This window comes from Methylococcus geothermalis, assembly GCF_012769535.1.
In the GTDB taxonomy this organism is placed as follows: domain Bacteria; phylum Pseudomonadota; class Gammaproteobacteria; order Methylococcales; family Methylococcaceae; genus Methylococcus; species Methylococcus geothermalis.
This window is the reverse complement of the sequence record NZ_CP046565.1, coordinates 3,223,376-3,247,206: the sequence shown is the minus strand read 5'-3', so window position 1 is coordinate 3,247,206 and position 23,831 is coordinate 3,223,376. Positions and strand designations below refer to the sequence as shown.

20 protein-coding genes are annotated in these 23,831 nt (G+C 62.5%); 8 read left to right on the top strand and 12 right to left on the bottom strand.

Annotation, left to right across the window (positions count from 1 at the left end):
• Positions 1-250: 250 nt before the first annotated feature.
• Genes lptD through rsmA form a run of 4 tightly spaced genes read left to right on the top strand, consistent with a single transcriptional unit; the run spans position 251 to position 6,359 of the window.
• Entirely contained in the window at positions 251-3,223 is a 2,973-nt protein-coding gene (gene lptD / locus GNH96_RS15225) for an LPS assembly protein LptD (RefSeq protein ID WP_228719908.1), read from the top strand.
• Positions 3,210-4,574 carry a peptidylprolyl isomerase gene (locus GNH96_RS15220; RefSeq protein ID WP_169604414.1) on the top strand — a complete coding sequence of 455 codons (1,365 nt, stop codon included), beginning with the start codon at positions 3,210-3,212 and terminating at the stop codon, positions 4,572-4,574. The genes lptD and GNH96_RS15220 overlap by 14 nt, the downstream gene beginning before the upstream one ends.
• A 4-nt stretch (positions 4,575-4,578) precedes the next feature.
• Complete coding sequence (pdxA, locus tag GNH96_RS15215; protein WP_169604413.1) at positions 4,579-5,580, top strand: 4-hydroxythreonine-4-phosphate dehydrogenase PdxA; 1,002 nt, start codon at positions 4,579-4,581, stop codon at positions 5,578-5,580.
• Entirely contained in the window at positions 5,577-6,359 is a 783-nt protein-coding gene (rsmA, locus tag GNH96_RS15210; protein WP_169604412.1) for a 16S rRNA (adenine(1518)-N(6)/adenine(1519)-N(6))-dimethyltransferase RsmA, read from the top strand. Before pdxA ends, rsmA begins: the two co-directional genes overlap by 4 nt.
• Positions 6,360-6,467: 108 nt before the next feature.
• Here the strand turns inward: rsmA and GNH96_RS15205 are convergent, their stop codons facing one another.
• Positions 6,468-6,746, bottom strand: a complete 279-nt coding sequence (locus tag GNH96_RS15205) for an Lpp/OprI family alanine-zipper lipoprotein (protein ID WP_169604411.1) — start codon at positions 6,744-6,746, stop codon at positions 6,468-6,470.
• A gap of 137 nt (positions 6,747-6,883) precedes the next feature.
• Positions 6,884-7,396: a L,D-transpeptidase family protein gene (locus GNH96_RS15200; protein ID WP_228719907.1), complete on the bottom strand. Its 513-nt coding sequence runs from the start codon at positions 7,394-7,396 to the stop codon at positions 6,884-6,886.
• 189 nt (positions 7,397-7,585) lie between these two features.
• Here GNH96_RS15200 and GNH96_RS15195 point away from each other — a divergent pair, with 189 nt between their 5' ends.
• The gene (locus GNH96_RS15195; protein WP_169604410.1) at positions 7,586-9,220 is read left to right on the top strand and encodes an alpha-D-glucose phosphate-specific phosphoglucomutase; all 1,635 of its coding nucleotides are present in this window, start codon (positions 7,586-7,588) and stop codon (positions 9,218-9,220) included.
• 21 nt (positions 9,221-9,241) lie between these two features.
• Here GNH96_RS15195 and GNH96_RS15190 read toward each other — a convergent pair whose 3' ends face one another.
• Positions 9,242-9,718, bottom strand: coding sequence for an MEKHLA domain-containing protein (locus tag GNH96_RS15190; RefSeq protein WP_169604409.1), 477 nt, complete (start codon positions 9,716-9,718; stop codon positions 9,242-9,244).
• Positions 9,719-9,798: 80 nt separating this feature from the next.
• Here GNH96_RS15190 and GNH96_RS15185 point away from each other — a divergent pair, with 80 nt between their 5' ends.
• Positions 9,799-11,703, top strand: a complete 1,905-nt coding sequence (locus GNH96_RS15185) for an ATP-binding cassette domain-containing protein (RefSeq protein ID WP_169604408.1) — start codon at positions 9,799-9,801, stop codon at positions 11,701-11,703.
• Positions 11,704-11,712: 9 nt separating this feature from the next.
• Here GNH96_RS15185 and GNH96_RS15180 read toward each other — a convergent pair whose 3' ends face one another.
• The 4 genes from GNH96_RS15180 to GNH96_RS15165 all read right to left on the bottom strand — a co-directional run bounded on the left by GNH96_RS15180 (position 11,713) and on the right by GNH96_RS15165 (position 15,270).
• Positions 11,713-12,690, bottom strand: coding sequence for a malate dehydrogenase (locus tag GNH96_RS15180; RefSeq protein WP_169604407.1), 978 nt, complete (start codon positions 12,688-12,690; stop codon positions 11,713-11,715).
• A gap of 211 nt (positions 12,691-12,901) precedes the next feature.
• Positions 12,902-13,108, bottom strand: a complete 207-nt coding sequence (locus tag GNH96_RS15175) for a heavy-metal-associated domain-containing protein (RefSeq protein ID WP_169604406.1) — start codon at positions 13,106-13,108, stop codon at positions 12,902-12,904.
• Positions 13,109-13,162: 54 nt separating this feature from the next.
• Complete coding sequence (locus GNH96_RS15170) at positions 13,163-14,143, bottom strand: UDP-glucose 4-epimerase family protein (RefSeq protein ID WP_169604405.1); 981 nt, start codon at positions 14,141-14,143, stop codon at positions 13,163-13,165.
• On the bottom strand, positions 14,140-15,270 hold the full coding sequence (locus GNH96_RS15165; protein ID WP_169604404.1) for a glycosyltransferase family 4 protein: 1,131 nt from the start codon (positions 15,268-15,270) through the stop codon (positions 14,140-14,142). Before GNH96_RS15165 ends, GNH96_RS15170 begins: the two co-directional genes overlap by 4 nt.
• A gap of 203 nt (positions 15,271-15,473) precedes the next feature.
• Between GNH96_RS15165 and GNH96_RS15160 the strand changes: the two genes are divergently transcribed.
• On the top strand, positions 15,474-17,090 hold the full coding sequence (locus tag GNH96_RS15160; protein ID WP_407658835.1) for an MBOAT family O-acyltransferase: 1,617 nt from the start codon (positions 15,474-15,476) through the stop codon (positions 17,088-17,090).
• 6 nt (positions 17,091-17,096) lie between these two features.
• Positions 17,097-18,143 (top strand): alginate O-acetyltransferase AlgX-related protein, encoded by a 1,047-nt coding sequence (locus GNH96_RS15155; RefSeq protein WP_228719905.1) that lies wholly within the window; start codon positions 17,097-17,099, stop codon positions 18,141-18,143.
• A 13-nt stretch (positions 18,144-18,156) separates the two neighbouring features.
• Here GNH96_RS15155 and GNH96_RS15150 read toward each other — a convergent pair whose 3' ends face one another.
• The 5 genes from GNH96_RS15150 to GNH96_RS15130 are packed head-to-tail and all read right to left on the bottom strand — an operon-like array spanning position 18,157 to position 23,811.
• Positions 18,157-18,930 carry a formyl transferase gene (locus GNH96_RS15150; protein ID WP_169604403.1) on the bottom strand — a complete coding sequence of 258 codons (774 nt, stop codon included), beginning with the start codon at positions 18,928-18,930 and terminating at the stop codon, positions 18,157-18,159.
• Complete coding sequence (locus tag GNH96_RS15145) at positions 18,923-19,906, bottom strand: polysaccharide deacetylase family protein (RefSeq protein ID WP_169604402.1); 984 nt, start codon at positions 19,904-19,906, stop codon at positions 18,923-18,925. The genes GNH96_RS15150 and GNH96_RS15145 overlap by 8 nt, the downstream gene beginning before the upstream one ends.
• 17 nt (positions 19,907-19,923) lie before the next feature.
• On the bottom strand, positions 19,924-21,009 hold the full coding sequence (locus GNH96_RS15140; RefSeq protein ID WP_169604401.1) for a glycosyltransferase family 4 protein: 1,086 nt from the start codon (positions 21,007-21,009) through the stop codon (positions 19,924-19,926).
• Entirely contained in the window at positions 21,006-21,941 is a 936-nt protein-coding gene (locus GNH96_RS15135; RefSeq protein ID WP_169604400.1) for a glycosyltransferase family 2 protein, read from the bottom strand. Before GNH96_RS15135 ends, GNH96_RS15140 begins: the two co-directional genes overlap by 4 nt.
• Positions 21,942-21,972: 31 nt before the next feature.
• Positions 21,973-23,811 carry a glycosyltransferase family 2 protein gene (locus GNH96_RS15130; RefSeq protein WP_169604399.1) on the bottom strand — a complete coding sequence of 613 codons (1,839 nt, stop codon included), beginning with the start codon at positions 23,809-23,811 and terminating at the stop codon, positions 21,973-21,975.
• Between the last annotated feature and the right edge of the window lie 20 nt (positions 23,812-23,831).

Sequence of the window (23,831 nt, the reverse complement as noted above, 5' to 3'; positions counted from 1 at the left end):
GATATAGGATTTGCGCGCTGCATGGCTGTCCGTTCTGTCGAGCTTGGTACAAGCATATCCTGGACCACTCTTTCAAGGCTTCTTGCGCTTCGATGATCCGGTGGTTCTCCATCGCTGCCCGCGCTCCTTGGTCCGGCCCCGCCGGAGGAGTGTCGGTTTGATCTTGGGCGGGCCGGAACCGGTTCCCTCGAATGCGGAAGCGGTGTCGGGTGCCGCCTGCGTTTCTCGCCCGCTGAGGACCGCGGTACTCATGACGTTGGCCGCAGCCTGGCATCAACCGGTGTTGGCGGCGGGCAACTGGAACTGTGCGCGCAGTACCGACGACAAACAATGGGAATGCGTGGCCAAGAAAAAGGACGGCGGCGCGGAAGCGCCTGTCGAGCCCGAGCGCAAGGCCCAGCCCGCCAGGCCGGGGGAGGCGGCTTTGCCGGCGTCCCGCCCTCCGGCTCGTCTTGCCGAACCGCGCATCGCCGAGCCGCCGCCGCAAGGCCGGTTCGTCGCGGGTCCTGCCGACGACGAAGAGGAAGAAACCGAGGCGGCGGAGACGGAAAAGGAGGTGCCCGCAGAAACGCCAGAGGTGGCCGAAGGCGAAACTGCCGAGGAGTCGGAAACGCCGCCCTCCGCCAGGGCGCCCCGTCCGGAAACGCCGCTCGCCGCCTCGCGTTTCGTACCCTCGGGGACCGTGTCGGTGCAGCGGGAAGCGGCCGCTCCCCAGGCCGTCGCCGTCAATGCCCCGAGCGCGCCGACCGGCTGGACCTGCAGGCCGCAGAAGGAGAGCCGGAGCTGGGACTGCAACCTGGTGGGGCCTGATCCACGGGGCGTCGCGCGGCCGGTCGGCGCCGCCGGCGAACCGCCCGCAGACTGGGCTCAGGCGACGACGATCACGGAATACGATGAGCAGCGCTTCGATCGCCTGCTCGGCATGATGCCAAGCAATCCGTGGGCGGGAACCTGCGCCCGCGGAAAGCGCGAGTCCGATGCGGCCAAGGATTTCCTCCTCACCTCGAAGGACCGGCTCGCCCGCAAACGGGCGCCGGTGGAAGTCCACGGGGATTACGGCGAAATGGACGACCAGGAGGTCGCGACCTTCACCGGCAATGCCGAGGTGACGCGTTACGATCAGCACGTGAGGGGTGATTTCCTGAGCCTCAATACCGAGGCCGACACGGTGAATGCCCGCGGCAGCGTGTTCTACCGCGAAAAAGGCTTGGCCTTTTCGAGCGACACCGCCTTCATGCGGATGGAAGAAGACAAGGGCGTGCTGCGCAACAGCCAGTTCATCGTCGAAACGATGCCATCGCGCGGGGTCGCCCGAGTAGCCCACATGGACAGCGACACCCGGTCACGCTACGAAACCGCCACCTACACCACCTGCCCGCCGGGTAATACGGACTGGCTGCTGCATGCCGACGAAGTCACCATCGACAAGGAGACGGGGCGAGGGGACGCCACCCATGCCTGGATGGAGTTCAAGGGGGTGCCGATGTTCTACACCCCGTACATGGATTTCCCGGTGGACGACCGGCGGCAATCCGGCTTCCTGTCGCCGACGTTCGGCCAGTCCAAGGTCAACGGCTTCAATGTATCCGTCCCGTACTATTTCAATCTCGCGCCCGATTACGACCTGACGGTGCAGGCGAGGGAGATGACCAGCCGCGGGCCGCTGTTCGGGGGGGACTTCCGCTGGCTGACGGAACACCAGCGCGTTCGCCTCCTGGGGGAAATCATCCCGGAAGACAGCCAGGAGAAGAAAGCCCGAGGACAGGCCGGCTTCGACGCGATGGGGCGGTGGACCGACAATCTTTTCACCCTGGTCGATTTGAACTACGTTTCCGATAGCCAGTATCTGAACCAGTTGAACAATACGCTGGGTCTGGTGTCCAACACCTTCGTCCAGAGCCAGGCGTATGCCGATTACACGTATTCGAACGGTTCGGTGAGGCTGCTGAGCGACTATTACCAGAACATCGATCCGTCGATTCCGGTTGAGCAGACCCCTTATTACCGCCTTCCGAGTCTCAGGGGAAATTACAACGAGCAGATCGGCGATACAGGGTTTCGCTTCCAGACCAATGCGGAGGTCGTGAATTTCGGGCATGGCGGCAGCAATGTCAAAGGCCAGCGGCTGAACGTCCGGCCGCAGATCTCCTATCCCATCCAGTCGCCGGGCAGTTTCCTCATTCCCAGCGTCGCTTTGCAAAACACGACCTATATGCTCCAAAACCAGGCGGCGGGGACCGCCAACAGCCTGAATCGTGTCGCTCCCATCTTTTCGGTGGACAGCGGCCTGGTTTTCGACCGGGATTTCGAGCTGGGGTCCGCATCGCTGCGGCAGACGCTGGAACCCCGCGTGTTCTATACCTATGTGCCGAAGATCAACCAGAACGACTATCCGATCTTCGACAGCAACTATTACGACTTCACGTATTACCAGTTGTTCCGCACCAACCGCTTCGCGGGTGCCGACCGCCTGGCGGACATGAATCAGGTGACGGTGGCGCTGACGTCCCGCTTCATCGACCAGGAAACCGGGTGGGAGCGTCTGACGGCGAGTCTGGGCAAGGTATTTTTCGTCACCGATCCTTCGGTGACACTGGTCAATCCTTACGGCAGCAACCCGCTGGGGGTGGTGTTGGGGCCGGATCAAGGACAGTTGACCTACGATAACTACAACAAGAGTTACGCCAACGTGATCGGGAAAGTGGATACCCGGCTGACGGAAACCTTTTCCCTCGGCGGGGAGACCCAGATATCGCCCTATACCGGCCGTTTCGAGCGAGGTTCGGCAGGGTTGCAATACAATGACCGGCAGAACAATCTGTTGAATTTGAGCTACCGTTACCGTGTGCCGCTTCCCAACCAGCCGGCGATAGAACAGACTGCGACGATAGGTCAGAACACGACTGCCCTCAATAATACGGACGTATCCTTCCGTATCCCTTTCCTGAAGGATTGGCATCTGATCGGCCGTTGGCAGTATTCGCTGCTCTACAATCGAACGCTTGAGAGTTTGGTCGGGTTGGAGCATGAAACCTGTTGTTGGCGCTTCACCGTGCTGGGCCGTGAATATCTCAACGGCGTCAATCAATCCAATGATCCCACGACCAACACCGCCATTTTCGTCCAGATGGAACTCAAGGGTTTGACCCGCTTGGGAGATCAGGTCGACCGCTTCCTCTATCGCGCCATCAATGGTTACCGGATGCCGAATGAAGATTTCTAGTTTCAAAAAGGCGGCCCGGCTGGCCTGCCTCGCTTTGTTCGCAATGGCGAGTCTGTCACCGGCGGAGGCTGCCGTCGATCGCATCGTGGCCGTGGTGGACGATGGCGTCATTCTGGAAAGCGAGCTCGTCCGCAAGGTCGACGAGATCAAGCGCAGCCTTCGCGCCAGCCGTACTTCGCTGCCACCGGATGCGATTCTGGTCAGGCAGGTGCTGGAGCGCATGATCGTCGACAAGATCCAGATCCAGATGGCCGAAAAAATGGGCATTCAGGTGGACGACGATACCTTGCGCATGGCGGTGGGCCAGATCGCCCAGCGCAACAACCTCACGCCCGATCAGTTCCGCCGCTCGCTCGCCCAGGAAGGGCTCGATTACGGCGATTTTCTGGAGCAGGTGCGCAGCGAGATCGCCATGGGCCGTCTGCGCGCCAGCCAGGTCAACAATCAGATCAAGATCAGCGACCGCGAGATCCAGCACTACCTGGAGGTCCAGGGCAGTACCGGGGCGGTTGCGGACCGGGAATACCGGCTGGGCCACATTCTCATCGCCACCCCGCGCGAGGCCTCGCCTGACGAAGTGAAGAAGGCCAGGGAGCGTGCCGACAGGCTGGTGAAGGAGTTGAAGTCCGGCCTCGATTTCAAGGACGCCTCGATCCGCTACTCGGACGACCCGCAGGCGCTGGAAGGCGGCGATCTCGGCTGGCGCAAGCTCAGCGAGATTCCCAGCCATATCGCCGAGGTGGTGGCCGGGATGAAGGACGGGGAGGTGAGCGACCCCATCCGCAGCCCCGGCGGCTATCATGTCGTCAAGCTGCTGGCCATGAGAGGCGCGGGCGAGGCCAAGCTGACCAAGACCCACGTCCGGCACATCCTGATCAAGCCGAACGAAGTGCAGTCCGACGAGGATGCCAAGAACAAGCTGCTGGCCTTGAAAACCCGGATCGAAAACGGTGACGACTTCGGAGAGCTCGCGCGCGGCCATTCCGACGACAAGGGTTCGGCGATCAAGGGCGGGGATCTGGGCTGGGTCAAGCCGGGCGCCCTGGTGCCGCCGTTCGAGGAGGCGATGAACGCGCTGGACGAAAACCAGCTCAGCGATCCCGTCCAGACCCAGTTCGGCTGGCATCTGATCCAGGTGCTGGAGCGGCAGGAGTCGAGCGACACCAATGAAGTGCTGAAAAACCGGGCGCGGGAGGAACTGTTCAAGCGCAAGGTGGAAGAGGAAACCGAGCTGTGGCTGCGGAAGATCCGCGACGAGGCTTATGTCGAAATCCGCCTCGACGAGACTCCGGCCTCTTCGGGCGAAGATGCGCCGTCCGACGAGGGCTCGCCGGAAACCTTCATGCGCTGAACGGATGTTTCCCGTCCATCCCCGTTTGCTGCTGACCAGCGGAGAGCCGGCCGGAATCGGCCCGGATCTGTGCGTGCTGCTGGCGCGGCGGTCCGCTCCCTGCAGCATCACGGTGCTGGGTGATCCCGATCTGTTGGAAAGCCGGGCACGCTTGCTGCGCGTTCCAATCGAACTGCGCCCGGTCGCGTCCGGCGATGCCGTGCCTCCGCATGAACGGGGCGTGCTGCACGTCCTGCCGACCCGCCAGCGGCCAGGAGCGGCGCCGGGAAAGCTCGATCCTGCCCATGCCGCCTATGTGCTAGAAACCATCTCCGAAGGCGCGCGCGCCTGTCTGGCGGGGCATTATGATGCCCTGGTGACGGCCCCGGTGCAGAAATCCGTCATCAACGATGCCGGCATCGCCTTCACCGGCCACACCGAGTTCATCGCGGAGATCACGGGCGGCTGGCCGGTGATGATGTTGGCGACCAAGGGTCTGAGGGTCGCCCTGGCCACCACCCATCTGCCCCTGGCCGAGGTGAGCCGGGCCATCACCGAGGAACGACTTCTGCGGACGCTGCGGGTCCTCCACGACGATCTGGTCCGCCGCTTCGGCCTCCCCAGGCCGCGCATCCTGGTCTGCGGGCTCAATCCGCATGCCGGCGAGGGCGGGCATCTGGGAAGAGAGGAGATCACCGTGATCGAACCCGTGCTTGCGCGGCTGCGGCAGGAGGGTATGGACCTGACCGGTCCGCTGCCGGCCGACACCCTGTTTCTTCCCCGCAATCTCGAGCATGCCGACGCGGTGCTGGCGATGTATCACGACCAGGGTCTTCCGGTGCTGAAATACGCAGGATTCGGCCGGGCGGTGAACATTACCCTGGGGCTTCCCATCATCCGCACGTCGGTGGACCACGGCACGGCGCTGGCACTGGCCGGCACCGGCCGGATCGACACCGGCAGTTTGGAAGAGGCGATCCAGATTGCGATGGACATGGCCGAAATCCGGCCGGCAGCGCTGGCATGACGCACATTCCGCGCAAGCGCTTCGGCCAGAATTTCCTGCGCGATCCCGGCGTGATCCGCGAGATCGTCGCGGCCATCAGCCCCAAGTCATCGGACCGGCTGCTGGAAATCGGCCCCGGTGAAGGGGTGCTGACCCGCGAGCTGCTGCAGTCCGGGGCGCACCTGGATGTGGTCGAGCTGGACCGCGATCTGGTCGCGGCGCTGAAGCAGCGGTTTGCCGGCGTAGAACGGTTGCGAATTCACGAAGGCGATGCACTGAAATTCGACCTCCGTACCATCGCCCGGGAGGGCCGGCTCCGGGTCGTGGGCAATCTGCCCTACAACATCTCCACCCCGCTGATGTTCCGTCTGTTCGATCAGCTCGATGCGGTCGAAGACATGCATTTCATGCTGCAGAAAGAAGTAGTCGATCGCATTTGCGCCGGCCCTGGCGATGGAAGTTACGGACGCTTGAGCGTCATGGCCTCGCTCTATTGCGAGGCTCGGCATGTGTTCGATGTGGGACCGGAGTGTTTCTACCCGCAGCCCAAGGTCGTATCGGCAGTGGTGCGCCTGGTGCCGCACGCCGCGCCCCCGGATCCCGAGCTGGTCAGGAGGGTGGGAGCCGTTGTCACCGCTGCGTTCGGCCAGCGCCGGAAAACGCTGCGGAACGCGCTCAAGGGTGTGCTGGACGAAACCGCGATAGACCGCGCCGGAATCGATCCGGGTGTGCGTGCGGAGGAACTGTCGCTGGAGGACTATCTCGGATTGGCCCGGCAGTGGAACCCGGCGAAGGATTAGGGCCTGTCCTCGGACGGGAAGGCGGCCGATTTTTACAGGCATAATAAAACCCCGGCAGCAGATACCGCCGGGGTTTTATTCGATCGTATGTCTTCAGGACATCGATGATTATTTCATCATCGTCTTCTTGAACATGCGGTCCAGCTTGCTGTTGGTTTCTTCGGCTGCGGCTGCAGCGCGGCGAGCAGCGGCTTCTGCTGCACCGGCCTTGGATTCAGCTGCCTGAGCAGCGGAAAGAGCCTCGTCAGCCGTGCTCTTGATGGAAGCCTGCTCAGCCTTCAGACCGTCAATCTGGGTCTGCAGGTTGGTGATGTCAGACTTCGAAGCGCACCCGACGGTCAGACCGGCGGCCATCAGAACCACTGCGAACTTGGTTGCTTTCATCATGTCGCTTTCCTTCTTTTGCGGTGAACGAAATTTACTACACGAGTATCCATTCCGGAGGGAGTGATCCCGCGGCGTAGTTTGCCGCGAAATCGCAAGCCTTTCCAGTGTTTTTTGAATTTCCGGGTCTTTTGATCGCATCAGCGGATGACCACGAGGGTTCCTTTCCTGACCCAGGGGGTAAGCTGGTCGATTTGCTCGTTGGTCAAGGCGATGCAGCCGTGGGTCCAGTCGAACATCTCATGCACCGCCCGGTTGCCGGCACCGACACCGTGTATGCCGATCTGTCCGCCCAGCGGGGTGTCTTGCGGCGGCGTCGCTTCCACCAGATGGGCGCGGAGGATGTGGCGCACCAGATGTTCGTCGATGAGGCCGCGGATGAAGCCGCGCTTGGCGATGTCGGGATTCGGATAGGTCAGGCCGAAGAATCGGTGGAACTTGCTGTTCTCGTTGATCCAGCCGATGCGGTATTCGCCCAGCGGGGTCTTGTTGTCGTTGCGGCGTTTTTCGACACCGGCGCCGTGCTGTCCGATGGCGATCTTGGTGAACACTTCCAGCGGCGTGTCGCCCTGCATCACTTTCAGGACGTGGGGCTTGGTTTCCACCAGCAGCCACGGCTCGGAGTTCCCGGTCTGCGCCGCGTTCGCGGCCATTGGCAACAACAGGAAAAGCATCGATGGGTGAAAGCGCTTTAACACCTTTTCTGTTCTCCTAAGTGAAGCAAACGGTAAAATACTATCGAAAAAGCCCAGAAATCGAAATGTATCTCGAGCTTCCGCGGAACGCTTTGGGCCCGGCAATAACAACAATCAGATTCCCGAATTCAGGGGTAAGACAAGACGATGTCAGTGGAAATTCGCAAAACGACGCCTTATCAGGACCAGAAACCCGGCACCTCGGGCTTGCGCAAGAAGGTGAAGGTTTTTCTCCAGGAAAACTATCTCGAAAATTTCGTGCAGTCGGTGTTCGACACCCTCGATGCGGCGGACGGCGCGACCCTCGTGCTAGGCGGCGACGGCCGCTATTTTAACCGCCAAGCGATCCAGGTCATCCTGCGCATGGCCGCCGCCAACGGGGTGGGTCGGGTGCTGGTGGGGCAGGGGGGGTTGCTGTCGACGCCGGCGGCTTCCTGCGTGATCCGGAAGTACGGGGCGCTCGGCGGCTTCGTGCTCTCGGCCAGCCACAACCCCGGCGGTCCGGACGAGGACTTCGGCATCAAGTTCAACGTCGCCAATGGCGGACCCGCGCCGGAGAGCTTCACCAACCGGGTTTACGAGCGCAGCCGGGGCATCGATGCCTACCGCATCCTCGCCGCGCCCGATCTGGATATCGATACCCTGGGCCGTTCCCGGGTCGGCGCGATGGACGTGGAGGTCATCGACCCGGTGGCCGATTATGCCGAGCTGATGGAGCATCTGTTCGATTTCGGGCTGATCCGTTCGGGTTTCCGTTCGGGCGCCCTGACGCTGCGGTTCGACGCCATGCATGCGATCACCGGGCCTTACGCCAAGCGCATTCTGGAAGAAGCCCTGAGTGCGGCGCCGGGGTCCGTGGTCAATGCCGTGCCGCTGGAAGACTTCGGCGGTGGACATCCCGATCCGAACCTGGTGCATGCCCACGAGCTGGCGGCGGCCATGTACAGCGGCCGGCCGCCGACCCTGGGGGCGGCTTCCGACGGCGACGGCGACCGCAACATGATCATGGGCGCCAACTGTTTCGTGACGCCGAGCGACAGCCTGGCGATCCTTGCCGCCAACGCCCATCTGGTGCCGGGCTACAAGGACGGCTTGCGCGGGGTGGCGCGGTCGATGCCGACGGGTCGTGCCGTCGACCGGGTGGCCACGGCGATGGGGATCGACTGCTACGAGACGCCGACCGGCTGGAAGTTTTTCGGCAACCTGCTCGATGCCCGCAAGATTACGCTGTGCGGCGAGGAGAGCTTCGGCACGGGTTCCGACCATGTCCGGGAAAAGGACGGGCTGTGGGCCGTACTGTTCTGGCTGAACCTGGTGGCTTTGCGCAAGCAGTCGGTGGCCGCGATCGTGGCGGACCACTGGCGGCGGTTCGGGCGTGACTATTATTCGCGGCATGACTACGAGGGCATCGAGGTGTCTGCGGCCGAAGGGATCATGGCGCGTCTGCAGGACTTGCTGGCCGAGCTTCCGGGCCGCAGTTTCGGCGAATACCGGGTCGCCCTGGCCGACGATTTCCGCTACGTCGATCCGGTCGACGGCAGCGTCAGCGAGCACCAGGGCATCCGGATCGGCTTCGACAACTCGTCCCGCATCGTCTTCCGTCTCTCCGGCACCGGCACGGAAGGCGCGACCCTCCGCATCTATATGGAGCGCTACGAGCGCGATCCGAACCTGCATGACCTGCCGACCCAACAGGTGCTGGCGGACTTGATCGCGATCGCCGAGGAGCTGTGCCAGGTCAGGCAGCGCACGGGGATGAGCCAGCCCAGCGTCATGACCTGAGCCCGGTGGATCAGGTCGCGATCAGAGCCACTGCCAGTGCTCGAACATCGCCGCCTGTCCGCAGGGGCTGCCGAGCTCGTCGAACAGATTCCACACCACGGCGTTTTCGATCCGGAACTTGCGTCCCTGGCGGCTGATCCGGATTCCCGAGTAGTCATCGATATGGCCCTGGGCCGCTACTTTGGCCAGCAGCGCGTCCCTCGCCTCCCGGTCGACGGGTTCGGCGGAGAGCCGCGAAGGCAGGGCGGTGATTTCCTCCCAGCTCATGCCGAACAGTTCCATCGCCGTCTCGTTGGCGTAATTGAAGATGGGATCCGGCGAGGTGTCGTGCGACAGCAGCGCCAGCGGGGCCCGGAACAGGTAACGGCCGGCCTCCGGGTCGGTCATGCGCGCCGGCACCAGCTCGCGGCCGGTGAAGTGGCGGAAGCTGCGGCGCAGCACGGCGATGTGGGGGGCAAGAAATCCGTTGTCTTCGCTGGGGCGGGCGGGGGCGGCCATTGTGCGGAAAACTCCTGGGGTTGAGGCGGGCGGTTATACTATGGGGTCTTTCCTCATCCGCGCAATCGCGTCGCCCCGCCATGCCTCTCGTTCGACTTTCAGAAATCGGTGTCGCCTTCGGTGCCAAGCCCTTGCTGGAATCCGCCAGCTTTCAGGTCGATCCGGGCGAGCGGGTCGGCATCATCGGCCGCAACGGGGAGGGCAAGTCGACCCTGCTGAAGATCCTGGCGGGCCAGATGACGCCCGACGGTGGCGAAGTCTGGCATCAGCCGGCATTGCGCATCGGTTTTCTGGAGCAGATGCCCGCGCTGCCGGCCTCGGCGACGATCTACGATGCCGTGGCCCACGGCCTGGGCGAAATCGGCCGGCAGATCGCCGAATATCACCATTGGTCCGAGAAGATCGCCGACGGCGATATGTCCTGCCTGGACCGGCTCGGCACCTTGCAGCAGGCGCTGGAAGCGGCCGACGGCTGGCGCCTGCAGCAGCGGGTGGAGCGGGTGCTCGACCGCCTCGACCTGCCGGCGGAGAAACCGGTCCAGGGCTTGTCCGGCGGCTGGCAGCGGCGGGTTGCGCTGGCCCGCGCCCTGGTCATCGAACCGGATCTGCTGCTCTTGGACGAGCCCACCAACCACCTCGACCTCGAAACCATCGTCTGGCTGGAACACCAGTTGCTCCAGTTCCCCGGGGCGGCCGTGCTGATCACCCACGACCGCGCCTTCCTGCAGCGGGTCGCCACCCGCATCGTCGACCTGGACCGCGGCAGGCTCACTTCCTGGCCCGGCGACTACCGGGATTACCTGGCCAAGAAGGCGGCCTCGCTGGAGGAGGAGGAGAAGCGTAACGCCGAATTCGACCGCAAGCTGGCGATCGAGGAAACCTGGATCCGTCAGGGCATCAAGGCCAGACGGACCCGCAACGAGGGTCGGGTGCGGGCGCTGAAGCGGATGCGCAGCGAGCGCGCCGAGCGCAGGGCGCGGCAGGGCGTCGCCAAGCTGGAGCTGGAGCAGGCCGAGCGCACCGGCAAGCTGGTGTTCCAAGCCGAGCACTTGTCCCTCGCCTTCGGCGGCGGCGCGCCGGTGGTGCGGGATTTCTCCGCCTTGGTGCTGCGCGGCGACCGGGTCGGGCTGATCGGTCCCAATGGCGCCGGCAAGTCGACCCTGCTGCGGCTGCTGCTCGGCGAGCTGCAGCCCGATTCCGGACGGCTCAAGACCGGGACCAATCTCAAAGTCGCCTATTTCGACCAGCTGCGCGCGCAGCTCGATCCCGACCGGACCATCCTCGAGGCGGTGGGCGATGGCAAGGAGTGGATCAGCCTGAATGGCCAGCAGATCCACGTCATGTCCTATCTCGGCAATTTCCTGTTTTCCCCGGAGCGCGCCCGCACGCCGGTGCGCAGCCTGTCCGGCGGCGAGAAGAACCGGGTACTGCTGGCGCGTCTGTTCAGCCAGCCCTGCAACGTCCTGGTGCTGGACGAGCCCACCAACGACCTCGACCTGGAAACCCTGGAACTGCTGGAGGAGTTGCTGGGCGAGTTCGACGGCACGGTGCTCCTGGTCAGTCATGACCGGGCCTTCGTCGACAACGTGGCGACCAGCGTCTGGGTGTTCGAAGGCGATGGCGTCATCGCCGAATACGTCGGGGGTTATTCCGACTGGCTGTCGCAGCGGCCCGCCGCCGGCGAGCGGACGTCACCGCCGGCGCAGCCTGTCGCGCCCAAGCCGGAGGCGCCGAAGCCGGCCGGTTCGCGCGCCAAGCTCAGCTACAAGGAGCTGCGGGAGCTGGAGAGCCTGCCGGGCGCGATCGAAGCCTGGGAAAGCCGCCAAACGGAATTGAATGCCCTGGTGAACGCCCCGGATTTCTATCGCCGCGATGCCGGCGAAGTCAAACGGACTCTGGAGGAGCTGGAAGCCGTCCAGTCTTCGCTGGAGGACGGCTACCGGCGCTGGGCTGACTTGGAAGCGCGGGTGGCGGAGGCTTCGTAAGTCCGCCGCTCAGATCAGGTGGCTCACCATGGCGCGCTCTTCCAGGAGTTCCGCCTCGGTGAGCCGTAACCGCTCGCGGCTGAAGGCATTGAGCGGCAAGTCCTGCACGATCCGGAAACGGCCGTTTTCGACGGCGACCGGGAACGAGAACATCAGACCTTCGGCAATCCCATAGCTGCCGTCACTGGCGACGGCCATGCTGACCCAGTCGTCCTTGGGCGTGCCCAGAAACCAGCTCCGCATGTGGTCCAGCGCCGCGTTGGCCGCCGATGCCGCGCTGGATTTCCCGCGGATCGCGATGACCGAGGCGCCCCGCTGCTGCACCGTGGGGATGAATTCATCGACATACCAGGCCGGATCCACCTGTTCCAGCGCCGGCCTGCCCTTGACCAGGGCGTGATGGAGGTCGGGATACTGGCTGGGAGAGTGGTTTCCCCAGATGGCGACCCGGGCGATGTCCGCCACGTTGCAGCCGCAATGCCGGGCCAGCAGCCCGATGGCGCGGTTGTGGTCCAGCCGGGTCATGGCGGAAAAGCATTCGGGGGCGAGGCCCGGCGCGTTGCGCTGGGCGATCAGGGCATTGGTGTTGGCCGGATTGCCCACCACCAGAATCCTGACCCTGCGGCTGGCCGCCTCGTCGAGAGCGCGGCCCTGGGCCGAAAAGATGTCGGCATTCACCTGCAGCAGGTCCCGCCGTTCCATGCCGGGACCGCGAGGCGTGGCGCCGAGCATGAAGACGGCTTCGGCGCCGTCGAAGACATCGCTTGGATCGCTGGATACCTCGATCCCGTGAAGCAGGGGCGAGGCGCAATCGTCGAGCTCCATGCCTACGCCCTCCAGCACGCGCTCGGCCGAGGGAATGTCGAGCAGCTTGAGAACCACCGGCTGATGCGGCCCGAACAGATCGCCCGCGGCGATCCGGAACAGCAGGGAATATGCGATTTGCCCCGCGGCTCCCGTTACCGCGACATGCACCGGCGTTTTCATTCAATCACCTTCCGACTTCTTGATTTATGGCGCGGGGTCCTACCCTGATTCAATGTCGCTCTGATGCATAGGCAGCCGATGCGGACCGAACACTCGGGACAAATGTTCGACGGGGACACCGCTGTGAGGCAGCGATGGCCGGCTATTGGAAGGCATCCCGCCTTGAAAATCAATATTCGCGGCGCATGTTTCGCCGTCGAACGCGAAAGCCTCAGGCGACCGTGAACCCCTGGCCAGCGATGGCTTTGCGGATGGCGTCCGGGTCGACCTGGGCCGGATCGTATTCGACATCGACCCGGTTGTCCTTGTGGGACGCCTTGACCGAGGTGACGCCGGCGAGGGCGGTGAGGGTCTTGGTGACGGTGCTTTCGCAGCCGCCGCATTTCATGCCCGTAACTTGAAGCTGGATGGTAGCCATGGTGGTCTCCATGCGAGAGGACAAGGGGCGCCGGGCTTTCCCGGCATGTCGCGATTATATCCGATGCATTCCGCCCAGGCGTTCGGGCCAAGGCGTTTTCAGAACGGTTGCTGCAAGCCCCTCCCGCAGGCTGTAGGGTGGACGCCAACCGAGACGGTTGCGCAGCAGGGCATCATTGACGGCGAGATCGCCGAGCAGCCGGCCGATCTCGGCCTCCTTGCCGGTCAAGGCGCCGGTCAGCTTCAGCAGGGCTGGCGGAATGCTTGCCAGCCTTGGTTTGCACTGCAAGGCTTCTGCGATGCTCCGGATCAGCTCCGCTGTGGAGACGGCCGGGCCATCGCTGACCAGGAAGGTCTGGCCGATGGCCTCGGCTCTCGACAGGCTGGTGGCGACGGCGTCGGCCAGGTTGCCGACGTAGACCAGACTGCGGCGGTTCTGCACGGCGCCGAAGGGCAGCGGAATGCCCCGCCGCACCGCTTCGACCAGCCGCTCGAAATTGGCCCGGACGCCGGGGCCATAGACCAGCGGCGGCCGGAATACCGTCACGCCCAGCCCGGTTTCGGCCGCGATTTTGGCGAGAGCCTGTTCGGCCTCCCATTTGGAGATCCCGTAAGCGTCTTCCGGCGCCGGGGCCATGGCCTCGGTGAAAGGGGCACCTTCCGGACTGGTTTCGCCGTGGACCTTGACCGAACTCAGATAGACGAAATGACCGGCGCCGGCCTGTGCCGCGGCCCGGGCGAGGTGCTGCGTGCCGAGTACGTTGACCCGGCGGAAACGGGCCAAGGAATCGGGGGCGGTCTCGCGCATGACATGGACTCGGGCGGCGAGATGGATCACCGCGTCGATGCCGTCGAGCACGCGATTCCAATCGGTGTCCGGCCCGATGTCGCCAATGGCACGGATTTCGCCGATTCCTGCCGGCAGCGCCGCGCCTTCACGCCTGACCGCGGCGGTAACCCGATGCCCCTGTTCGACGAGCAGGGCTGTAAGCTGGCGTCCGACGAAGCCGTTGGCGCCGGTGACCAGAATTCTCATCGGGCCAGCATCTCGCGGTACAGGGACAGCGTCTGGGCCACGACGCCGTCCAGGGAAAATTCGTCTTCCGCCCGGGCCCTGCCACGCGCGCCCATGGCGTGGCGGAGGGCCGGATCGGCGATCAGGCGGCCCAGGGCGGCCGCGAGAGCCGCCGAATCGCCGCGCGGAACCAGCAGCCCGTTCTCCTCATGGCGGACCGCCTCCCGGCAGCCGGGCACGTCGGTGGTGACGATGGCTCGGGTACAGGCGGCGGCTTCGAGCAGGGACACCGGCAGCCCCTCCCGGTAGGACGGCAGGCAAACGATGTGGCACTGCGCGAACACCTTCGGCATGTCACTCCGAAAACCCCAATATTCGACCACGCCCGAACGCTCCCAGTCCCGCAATTGATCTTCCGCTATCGCCGAAGGGTTCTCGGCGTCGCGCTGCCCCACCAGGGCGAAACGGGCCTGTACCCCTTCCTCGCGCAGCCGTCGGGCGGCTTCGACGAATTCGCCGACGCCCTTGTCCCACAGCATCCGCGCCGGCAGCACCACGAGCGGCGGCCCCTCCGGCTCCGGGCTCGGCGTGAATTTCGCCAAGTCGACGCCCGAACCCCGGATCAGGCGGATGCGTTCGGCGTCGACGGCCCCGTCATTCGTGAGCTGGCGCAGGTCGTCGGGGTTTTCCACGATGGTCCGGCAGATTGGCGCATTCAGCAGGCCCCGGAACGCGGTCTCCACCAGCGGCCGCAGGAGCTTCGCGCTCAGGCGGTCCGAAGTGAACAGGAAGCCGAGCCCGGTCAGCGCATTGACCGCGGCGCGCCGGCCCGTCAGGCGGGCGGCAAGCGAGCCGTAGATCACCGGTTTCATGGCAACGTGGTGGACGATGTCGGGGCGTTCGCGCCGGTACAGCTTCACCAGATCGGCGATCAGCCGGATTTCGGTGACGGGATTCCTGCTGCGCCGCGACAGACGGAGCGGAATCAGCCGCAGCCCGGCGGCTTCGATGACCGCGCCGTGTTCGGCGACGCGGGTGGCAACACTCACCTCGAAACCGGCCCGTTTGGCCGCGACAGCCAGCGACAGGCGATGCAGGCAGAAGAACCAGTCCTCGGTGACGACAAACAAGAGATGCGGTGGGGTCATGAAGGAGTCGGCTTGTCGAATCTTGAGAGCAATTCTGAGGCTGGCAGGACCGGCGGACCGAAATCCGGAAGATGGTGGCCGGCCCGGAATTCTACACGGCAAAGCCCGCTTGCGGCATACAAGCCTGATTTTCCACGCGCCATGTCGGTAAATTTGCAGCGGTTAGCGGGATATCGTTAGAATCGACCCTTTATGCGCTGCCGGTGCAGCGTCATGATCCCGGCAATAGTGGTCTGGGAAAATCGTTCCTCGGCAATGACTTCATGCTGTTCAATTCATACGGATTCATTTTAGGATATCTGCCCATCGTCCTGGGTGGCTTTTTTCTTATCGCGAGAAATAGCCATAGACTGGCCGCCTTGTGGCTCGCTGCTGCGTCGGTATTCTTTTATGGGTGGTGGAATGTGAAATTCGTTCCTCTGCTGCTGGCGTCGATCGCATTCAATTACGCTATAGGGTATGCCATCGGACATGCGCGCGTTTCCAGTTCGGCGAGGCATCTGCTGGCCGCGGGTATCGTCGCGGATTTGGTGCTGCTCGGCGTATTTAAATATACCCATTTCTTCATCGGCAGCATCAACGATTTTTTCGGCTTGAATATCGAGCTGGCAAGAATTGTCCTGCCCTTGGGTATATCGTTTTTTACGTTCACGCAAATCGCATATCTCGTCGATGTCTATCGAGGCATCGCCAGGGAGTATGACTTTATTCACTATCTGCTGTTCGTAACCTATTTCCCACATCTCATCGCAGGGCCCGTGCTGCATCACAAGCAGATGATGCCTCAGTTCGCTTCGGCTTCGATCTACCGTCCGCAATATTCAAATATGGGAATAGGGTTGACCCTGTTCACGATCGGCTTAGCCAAGAAGGTCCTGCTGGCCGACTCTTTCGGGCAATATGCCGATCCCGTGTTCGCTGCGGCCAAAGATGGCTTTGAGCCTCGGTTCATCATGGCTTGGACAGGGGCCTTGGCATACACTTTCCAACTGTATTTTGATTTTTCAGGATACTCCGACATGGCCGTCGGCTTGTCGCGTATGTTCGGCGTCCAACTCCCGGTCAACTTCAATTCGCCTTACAAAGCGTGGAACGTCATCGAATTCTGGCGGCGCTGGCACATGACGCTGTCGGCTTTTCTACGCGACTACCTCTATATTCCGCTCGGAGGCAATCGTCTGGGCCCCGTCAGGCGCCACGTCAACCTGATGATCACGATGTTGCTGGGCGGATTATGGCATGGCGCTAACTGGACCTTCGTCGTCTGGGGCGGATTGCACGGCTTTTTTCTGGTGTCCAACCATGCCTGGAGGGCGCTCCGGCTGCGACTCGGGATTCCATTGGTCGAGCCGACGGGTTTGGGTCGAATGACCGGTGTGGCAATCACTTTTCTCTGCGTGGTGGTCGCCTGGGTCTTTTTCCGGGCTGAATCCTTGGCGGCCGGTCTCGTCATAGCCAAGGGCTGCTTTGGCTTGTCGGGACTTGCCTTGTCCCATCGACTGGAAAGTATCGGAGAGATACTGCGAAATGACGGGGTGAATACTGGAAACAGCCTCGTTTTCACGGGCTGGTTCGAGGGCAATGCTGCGCTCAACCTGCTGGGTGGCGTGAAGATCGCGATACTGGTGTTCACGGGTTCTCTGCTGATATGGGTGTTTCCTAATAGTCAGAATCTTGTATTGCCTGAGTATCGGACGGCTCGGCCGATTCTATCCCATCCGCGTTTCATGCGTTGGCTTGCGATTACCACCGGCTGTATGGCGGCCGTGGCGTTATCCAGTATCAGCAAAATCAGCGCCTTTTTGTATTATCAATTCTGATCGTTGATGTCATACGATAAACACTATTTGCTGTATTTTTTCGGTGCGATGGCGGCGGGGTTGCTCCTGATCTTCAGTGCCGGATTTTACGCTGAGCCGCTGAGCGGTGACCTGACGCGAGTGGGCGGTTGGACGGAACGGGACTTCGGCTGGAGGGAGCCGCTGCCGGAAATGCCTATCGATGCCAACTTTCAGGATATAAAAGCAGCCGGAGTTTTGGTGCTGGGCGATTCCTTTTCATTAGCCAATATCTGGCAGACTTTGGTCGGCCGCGAGTGGGGCTTGAATATCGCATCGCATAACTATGAGCAGTTCGTCTGCATCGAACAATGGCTGGAGATGCTCGAGTCGAACGGCATGTTGGGCGGCAAGACGGTTATCGTGGAAAGTCTGGAACGCTTCTTCGCCAGCCGTTTCGGGAATATCGGAGCCTGCCGCAAATCGAAGTCGCGAGACCTATCGGTAGTGAAGCCGTTCGAGGCTTTTACTCATGGTGAGATTCCCACCTCCAGGCGAACGGGAGGAGAAATACCTACCGATGTCGTGTACCTGCTCAAGGTGCTCAAGAATTACGCTATGGGGGCGATACGCGGGGACCAGGCCATCCTTCCCGGCGTGGCCGTCAATGCGCCGCTTTCCTCGACGCGGCTTTTTTCCAATCGTCGTTCGGACCGTATTCTTTATTATTACGAAGACGACGCCGAAAGCGGCTGGACCACCGAGCAGGTCGAAGAGTCCGTCCGTTCGATCGCGGCGATACAGCGCCGCATCGAGGCGGCCGGTGGCCGGTTTCTATTCGTGCTCGTGCCCAATAAATCGAGTGTGTATTCGGATTTCATCGTTGGACGGCCGGATGGGGATCGATATACGCCCATCATACAGAGTTTGCGCAGGGGCGGGGTGGCGGCAGCCGATGTGCTTACGCCGTTCCGTGAGCGCATTGAAAAAGAGGTCGATTTCTACCTGCCGGACGACACTCATGTCAGTACCAGGGGGTATCTGGCGTTGGGCGAAGTCATCTCGGGCGAGATGAGACGCATGGACGTGAAATGAGTGTGGTTTGATGTTACTTTACTGCCAGCAATATCCTGTTCCTGATATATCCGAATAAGGTCGGGTGGTGCCACAAGCGTGAAGGAGATACGCCAGGAGCTATCCTGATACTGTGGGCGCGTACGTCGTCCAGAGCGGTTTTCATCAAGGGAATGGCCTTGGCGATCTGATGTATGGGATAGGTATTGAAGTTGTCGTTGTCGTCGATTTCGATGGTGTCTTGGTAGAGGACGCCGCCGGTATCGATGCCGGTGTCCACGAGATGCACGGTTACGCCGCAGTTTTCGCGGTCCTTATTGGCGAGTGCCCAATACCCGCCGTGTACCCCGCGGTAACGCGGCGTCATGCCCATGTGCGTGTTAATGAAAGGCGCTTCGACTGCATCCAGGACCTCTTTGGAAAGGAGCCGCGTGCCGTTGATGACGACGGCGTCGGGCTTGAATTCACGAAGCAGCCCTATCGTCTCGCTGCCGTTGACGGTACGGACACGGATCGAAAGATTTTCGGGCAGCGGCGCATCGTTTAATTCGTAAACCGAGATGAGTTCAGCGATTCTTCTCGCCGAAAACCGCGCCATCAGTTTATTGCAGGCAATGAAAAGCAGTTGGCCTGCCGTCGCCATCAACCCCAGCTTTTTTATTCTGCGGCGAACGAAATGCATCAACGATACGGGATTTTCGATGATGACTGCGGCGATGTCGACATGGGACGAGAGGCCATGATACATGATGCGGGAAGAGGGGCTGTCGGTGCACAGCAATACGATTCTTGTTTTCTCATCAGGCATTGGCGGATTCCGCTAGTGTGCAAAGCTCTCCCATGTTCAACGACCGCATGCCGTGATTTTCGCGGAGCCGGCAATAATGAGCGGCGATCCGTTCGAGGAATGCCGTGTTCTGTGCGGTGTTCTTTCCGAAGTTGTGCGGGTGCCACCAGAGGTGAAAAATGCGATGACGGATGGCGGCATCGTCCATGGCTTTCGTGATCCGGTTCAGGCGCAGCCCGTCCAGGAAGGAGAGGTTTCTGGAATAAGGCCGCAGGAACCGACTCGCAGGGAAGTTGTGGGGCCGTGCGGAGGCGCTCGGGGCCAGGGTATAAGTATGATGCCCGGAAATGTTGAAATAGGCATCCAGCAGCCTGATGGCGCGCCTCAGCCGGTTCTGGCCGGAATCATCGGTGGCTCGGTGAATCCAGCCTGATGCATTGCCTCGATAACACCTGATCCCCATCTCGTTCAGGATGGAAAGATAATCCGGATTCCACTGGTTTCTGGGAAAAACCAGACTCTCGATCGACATTCCCCGGCTTTGCGCGGCGGCCATCGCCGATGTGATGTCGGCCTTGAAATCGCTCGCCGACTGGCCATCCTCCAGGCAATAGTAGTGCGAGAAGGTATGCGTGGCGATTTCCTGGCCCCGATGGGCGGCGATGTGCCCTATCAGTTCGGGGGCGAAGTGATAAAGCGGGTCCAGGGTGTCGGCCCTTTCGATGTAGCGGTAAGGGCAAAGCTGGTTCCGGCTATACCTGGGCAGGGAGGCCGGCAGGTTTTGCTTGAGCCGGCCGAGGCTCTCGAAGAACAAAAATCCGACCGTTGCCCAAGTGGCATGAATCCCGTGGGTTTCGAATACCTTGAGCATTTCCCGGATGGCGGTGCCTACGCCGGCCAGATTGTCCCGGTATTGGTCGATACCGTGCTTGTCCCTGACTCCCCAGTACAGTTCGAAATCGAGGGATACGGTGAACACGCCGTGGTCGAGGCTCATGAAAGGGTTCTCCGGCGTTAGCGACGGGGGGGGCGGCAGGCGGATGCCAGTATCTCGCGCAGCCTGGGGAGTTGGCTTTGCAGTGAATAGCCGCGCACCACTTTTTCGCGCGCGGCTTTGCCCATGCGCTCGCGCAACGCGGCGTCGTTTGCCAGTATCGCGATGGCCTCCGCCCATTCCTCATCGCTGGATGCGAGAAAGCCGTTGACGCCGTGTTCGACGATCTCGGCATTCACTCCCACGGGCGAGGCGATGACGGGTTTGCCGCAGGCCATGTACTGGATCAGCTTGTAGCCGCATTTTCCGCGCTCCCACGGGAGATCGGCCAGGGGCATGATGCCGACGTCCAGCATGTGGAGCAACTCGTATTCCCGTTTCTCGGACCAGGCGAGGCGCTCGGCACCGGACACGCCGATGTCGGTATCGCCAGCGCCGATCAGGGTGAGGCGCAGGTCCGGCACATCGGCGACTCGCTGCAGCGGAATCCGTATGGGGCGCAGGAAACTGGCGGTCGAGGGGGTGCCGATCCAGCCGATCCGGACGGGGCCGGGAGGGTTTCGCGGCGGGTTGGGCTTGGGCTCCGGATAGCGGTTGAGGTCGATCACGCTGGGAATGATTTCCACCCGCCTTGCGCCTGCCTGCCGGGCGCGTTCCGCGAGGTAGGGGTTGCCGGCGACCACGATCTCGGCGTTGCGCATCACCTTGTCGATCTTTTTGCCGAGCAAGGCCCGGAACAGCGGATTCCGATGGCGATCGTAGTTGTGGAAAACGGCATCGTCATAATCGACGACATACGGCACGCCCCTCCGCTTCAACAGCGTTTCCGCCAGCGCCGGCAGCCAGGGAAACCATTCCTTTTCGATCCACAGCAGGTCGAAGCGCCCGGCGCGGGAAAGCGCCCAGAGGCGCCGGAAGTAGGCCGCGGCGATGTGGCGAAGCGGGCGGCCTTGATGTTTGTACAAGGATTCCAGATAGGCGTTCGACAAGAAAGCGGAAGTTTCGACCTCGATTCCGGACTCGGCCAGATAAGGGAGGTACTGATGAATCCGCACGCGGCTGCTGGCGCCCAGGGAGTCGTAGCGGCCCAGCGCAAGAACTCTCATCGCTTGTCCTCGCCGGTCCGGCCGAGGGAACCGTAAAGCCAGCCGAATGCCTTCCAGGTGTCAACAAACTCGCCCAGCCTGCCGCGGCCCAATGCATAAGCCGACCGCGCCGGCGGTTCGAGCAGCAAGACGGCCCCCTCGATCAGCCATGCTTCGATGCGGGAAAAGTGTTTCCGGGCGTACCGTAATTTGCTGTTCGTGAGGTAATGGAGCCGGCGCGCGCTGATCTGGCGGGAGACGCCGCCGCCGCGATGGAAGATCCTGGCCCCGGCGAGGTAACGGCTACGCCATCCGGCCCGGCGGGCACGCAAGGCGAAGTCCAGGTCTTCGTAGTAGACGAAGAAGCGCTCGTCGAAACCGCCGAGCAGATCGAACACGGCACGCCGGACGAAAAAGAACGCGCCGATCACCTGATCGACGTCGCGGTCGGTGTCGTGGGCCCATTCGCTCAGGAAATGCGGCGGGACAAGGCCCGGAAGCAGGCGGTCCAGGCCGAGTGCCTGTCCGATCAGTCGCCAGGTCGAGGGAAAACGGGCGCAGCAACGGGCAATGCCGCCGTCTTCCTCCAGGCACTGCACGCCGCAGATACCGACGTCCGCCCCGGCTTCGGACTCCATGAAGCGGAACGGCATGCTCAGGGCGCCGGGATGGAGCCGGGTATCCGGATTCAGAAACAGCAGATAGTCGGCGCTTCCCTCGCGTGCGCCGAGATTGCTGGCACGGCCGAAGCCTTGGTTGGCCGGGTTGCGGATCACCCGCAAAGGGCAGGGCAGCTCCGGCAGGCCTTCCGCCGAGCCGTCGCAGGATGCGTTGTCGACGACGGTCACCGTGAGCGCTTCCACCTCGCCGAAGAGGTTTCCAATCGACTGCAGGCATTCGCGGAGCTGGGCTCCGGAATTCCAGTTGACGATGACGATATCGATGCCTTTCATGCTCGGGGTTTCACGCGTGGCAGCGGGATTCTTAGAATTTCGGCCGTTCCCAGCTCAGCGAGAAGTCGTAGTTGTCCCAGGCCAGATTGGGGCTGTAGGCCGGGTCGTTGCGCAGAAAATCGCCCCAGCGCTCACGCATGTAGGCGCATTCGCGCAGGAACCGCTCGATCTTGTCCGGCGCGGTGTCATTGCCGCGGCTCAAGGATTCGTGGTGGTAAAGTTCCGCGGCGGGTGTCCAGACGTTCCGGTAACCGGCGGCTTTCAGGCGCAGGCAGAGGTCCACGTCGTTGAACGCCACGGCCAGGTCCGGGTCGAAGCCGCCCACGTCCACGAAGCTCGTTTTGCGGATCACCATGCAGGCCGCGGTGACGGCGGAGAACTCCTGCAGCAGCACCGCCCGGTCGCAGTAGCCCGGCAGGCCACGCGGGAGGAATTTGTGGGCATGTCCGGCCACGCCGCCGACCAGGATCACGCCGGCGTGCTGCAGGCGGTCGTTCGGGTACCACAGGCGCGCGCCCACGGCGCCGATGCCGGGCCGGGCCGCGAGGCCGAGCATCTCGCCCAGCCACTCGGGGGTGATCACCTCGATGTCGTTGTTCAGGAAGGCCAGATACTGGCCCCGGGCATGCTCGGCCGCCCGGTTGTTGATGGCCGAAAAATTGAACGGGCTGGGGTCCGGAATCACCCGCACGCCGCGGGACCCGATTTCACGGAAGTAATCCAGCGTCTGCGCTTCGTCGCTGCCGTTGTCGATGATCAGGATTTCGTAGTGGTCGTACGCCGTGCGTGATTCGATGCTCTGGATGCAATTGCGCAGGAGGTCGGCCCGGTTCCGGGTGGGGATGATGATGGAGACCAGCGGACGCTCCGGAGCAGGCGGGAAATGCACCGACAGGCCGCGGGTCGCTTCCCGGTTGCGTTCGATCCTCGCCAACTCCCCCCGCCGTGCCAAATGAGCAGCGACCGCCTTGCCGTAGATGTCGAGTTCGCCACCGCAGTCGTCTCGGCAGGAATAGGGGCGATGGCAGAGGATGGCGGGAATGTGGGCGATGCTTTCGCTGCCGTGGTTTTCGTAGATCGTGAATACGACTTCGGGGAGGGAACACGGCTCGGAAAGAGCCATGAACCCCAGCTTTTCCAGACTGGCGGCGCTGAAGAAAACCGGCGTCTGGAGATAAAACCGGGCCAGCGAAAGCTCGTAGTTCCAGTCCGGCTTGAACTCGGCGAAACAACGATGTTTCCCCTTGATCAGATAGTCGTGGTCGCTATAGATCAGCTTGAACTTCGGGTAGCCGTCGATGCACGCCGCGACCCGGCTGATCGCATCGGCGGTCAGTCTGTCTCCCGCCTGCAGGAAACACACGAATTCCGAACCGTCGGGCACGACCTCGTTCGGCCGGAAGGTGAGGGGCGGCAAGGCAGGGTCCATGACCGCGATATGGCTGGTAAGCCCCTGGAAATCCTGGGTACGGATCGACTCCAGCGTCACCTCGATATCTTCCAGCGACGCCGACCCGGTCGATCCGATGATGAAGGCGATATCGAGCGCGGGCAGACTGGAGGTTTCCACCTTGGACCGTATCTTCGCCTCTCCCCACGGGTGGCGGACCCACAGGGCGTAATACACGGTGTAATTCAGGGTGCCCAAGAGCAGCATGGCCGGTTTCTTGATCTCACCCGCCAGCAGCATGCCGAGCGCGCTTTTCAAAGCACGTCCAAGGGGGTGCCGGTAGAGGGGAACGAACGGCAGTCCGAAGACCGACAGAGCGGTGTAGCGCAAGGTTTTTACCACGCGCGAGCGCTTCAGGAATCCTGGCAGCAAGGAGTGGCGAGGGATCGTCGGGCTGATCCGGAAACGGACGGTACGCATCGAGGGGCTTGAACGGAGAA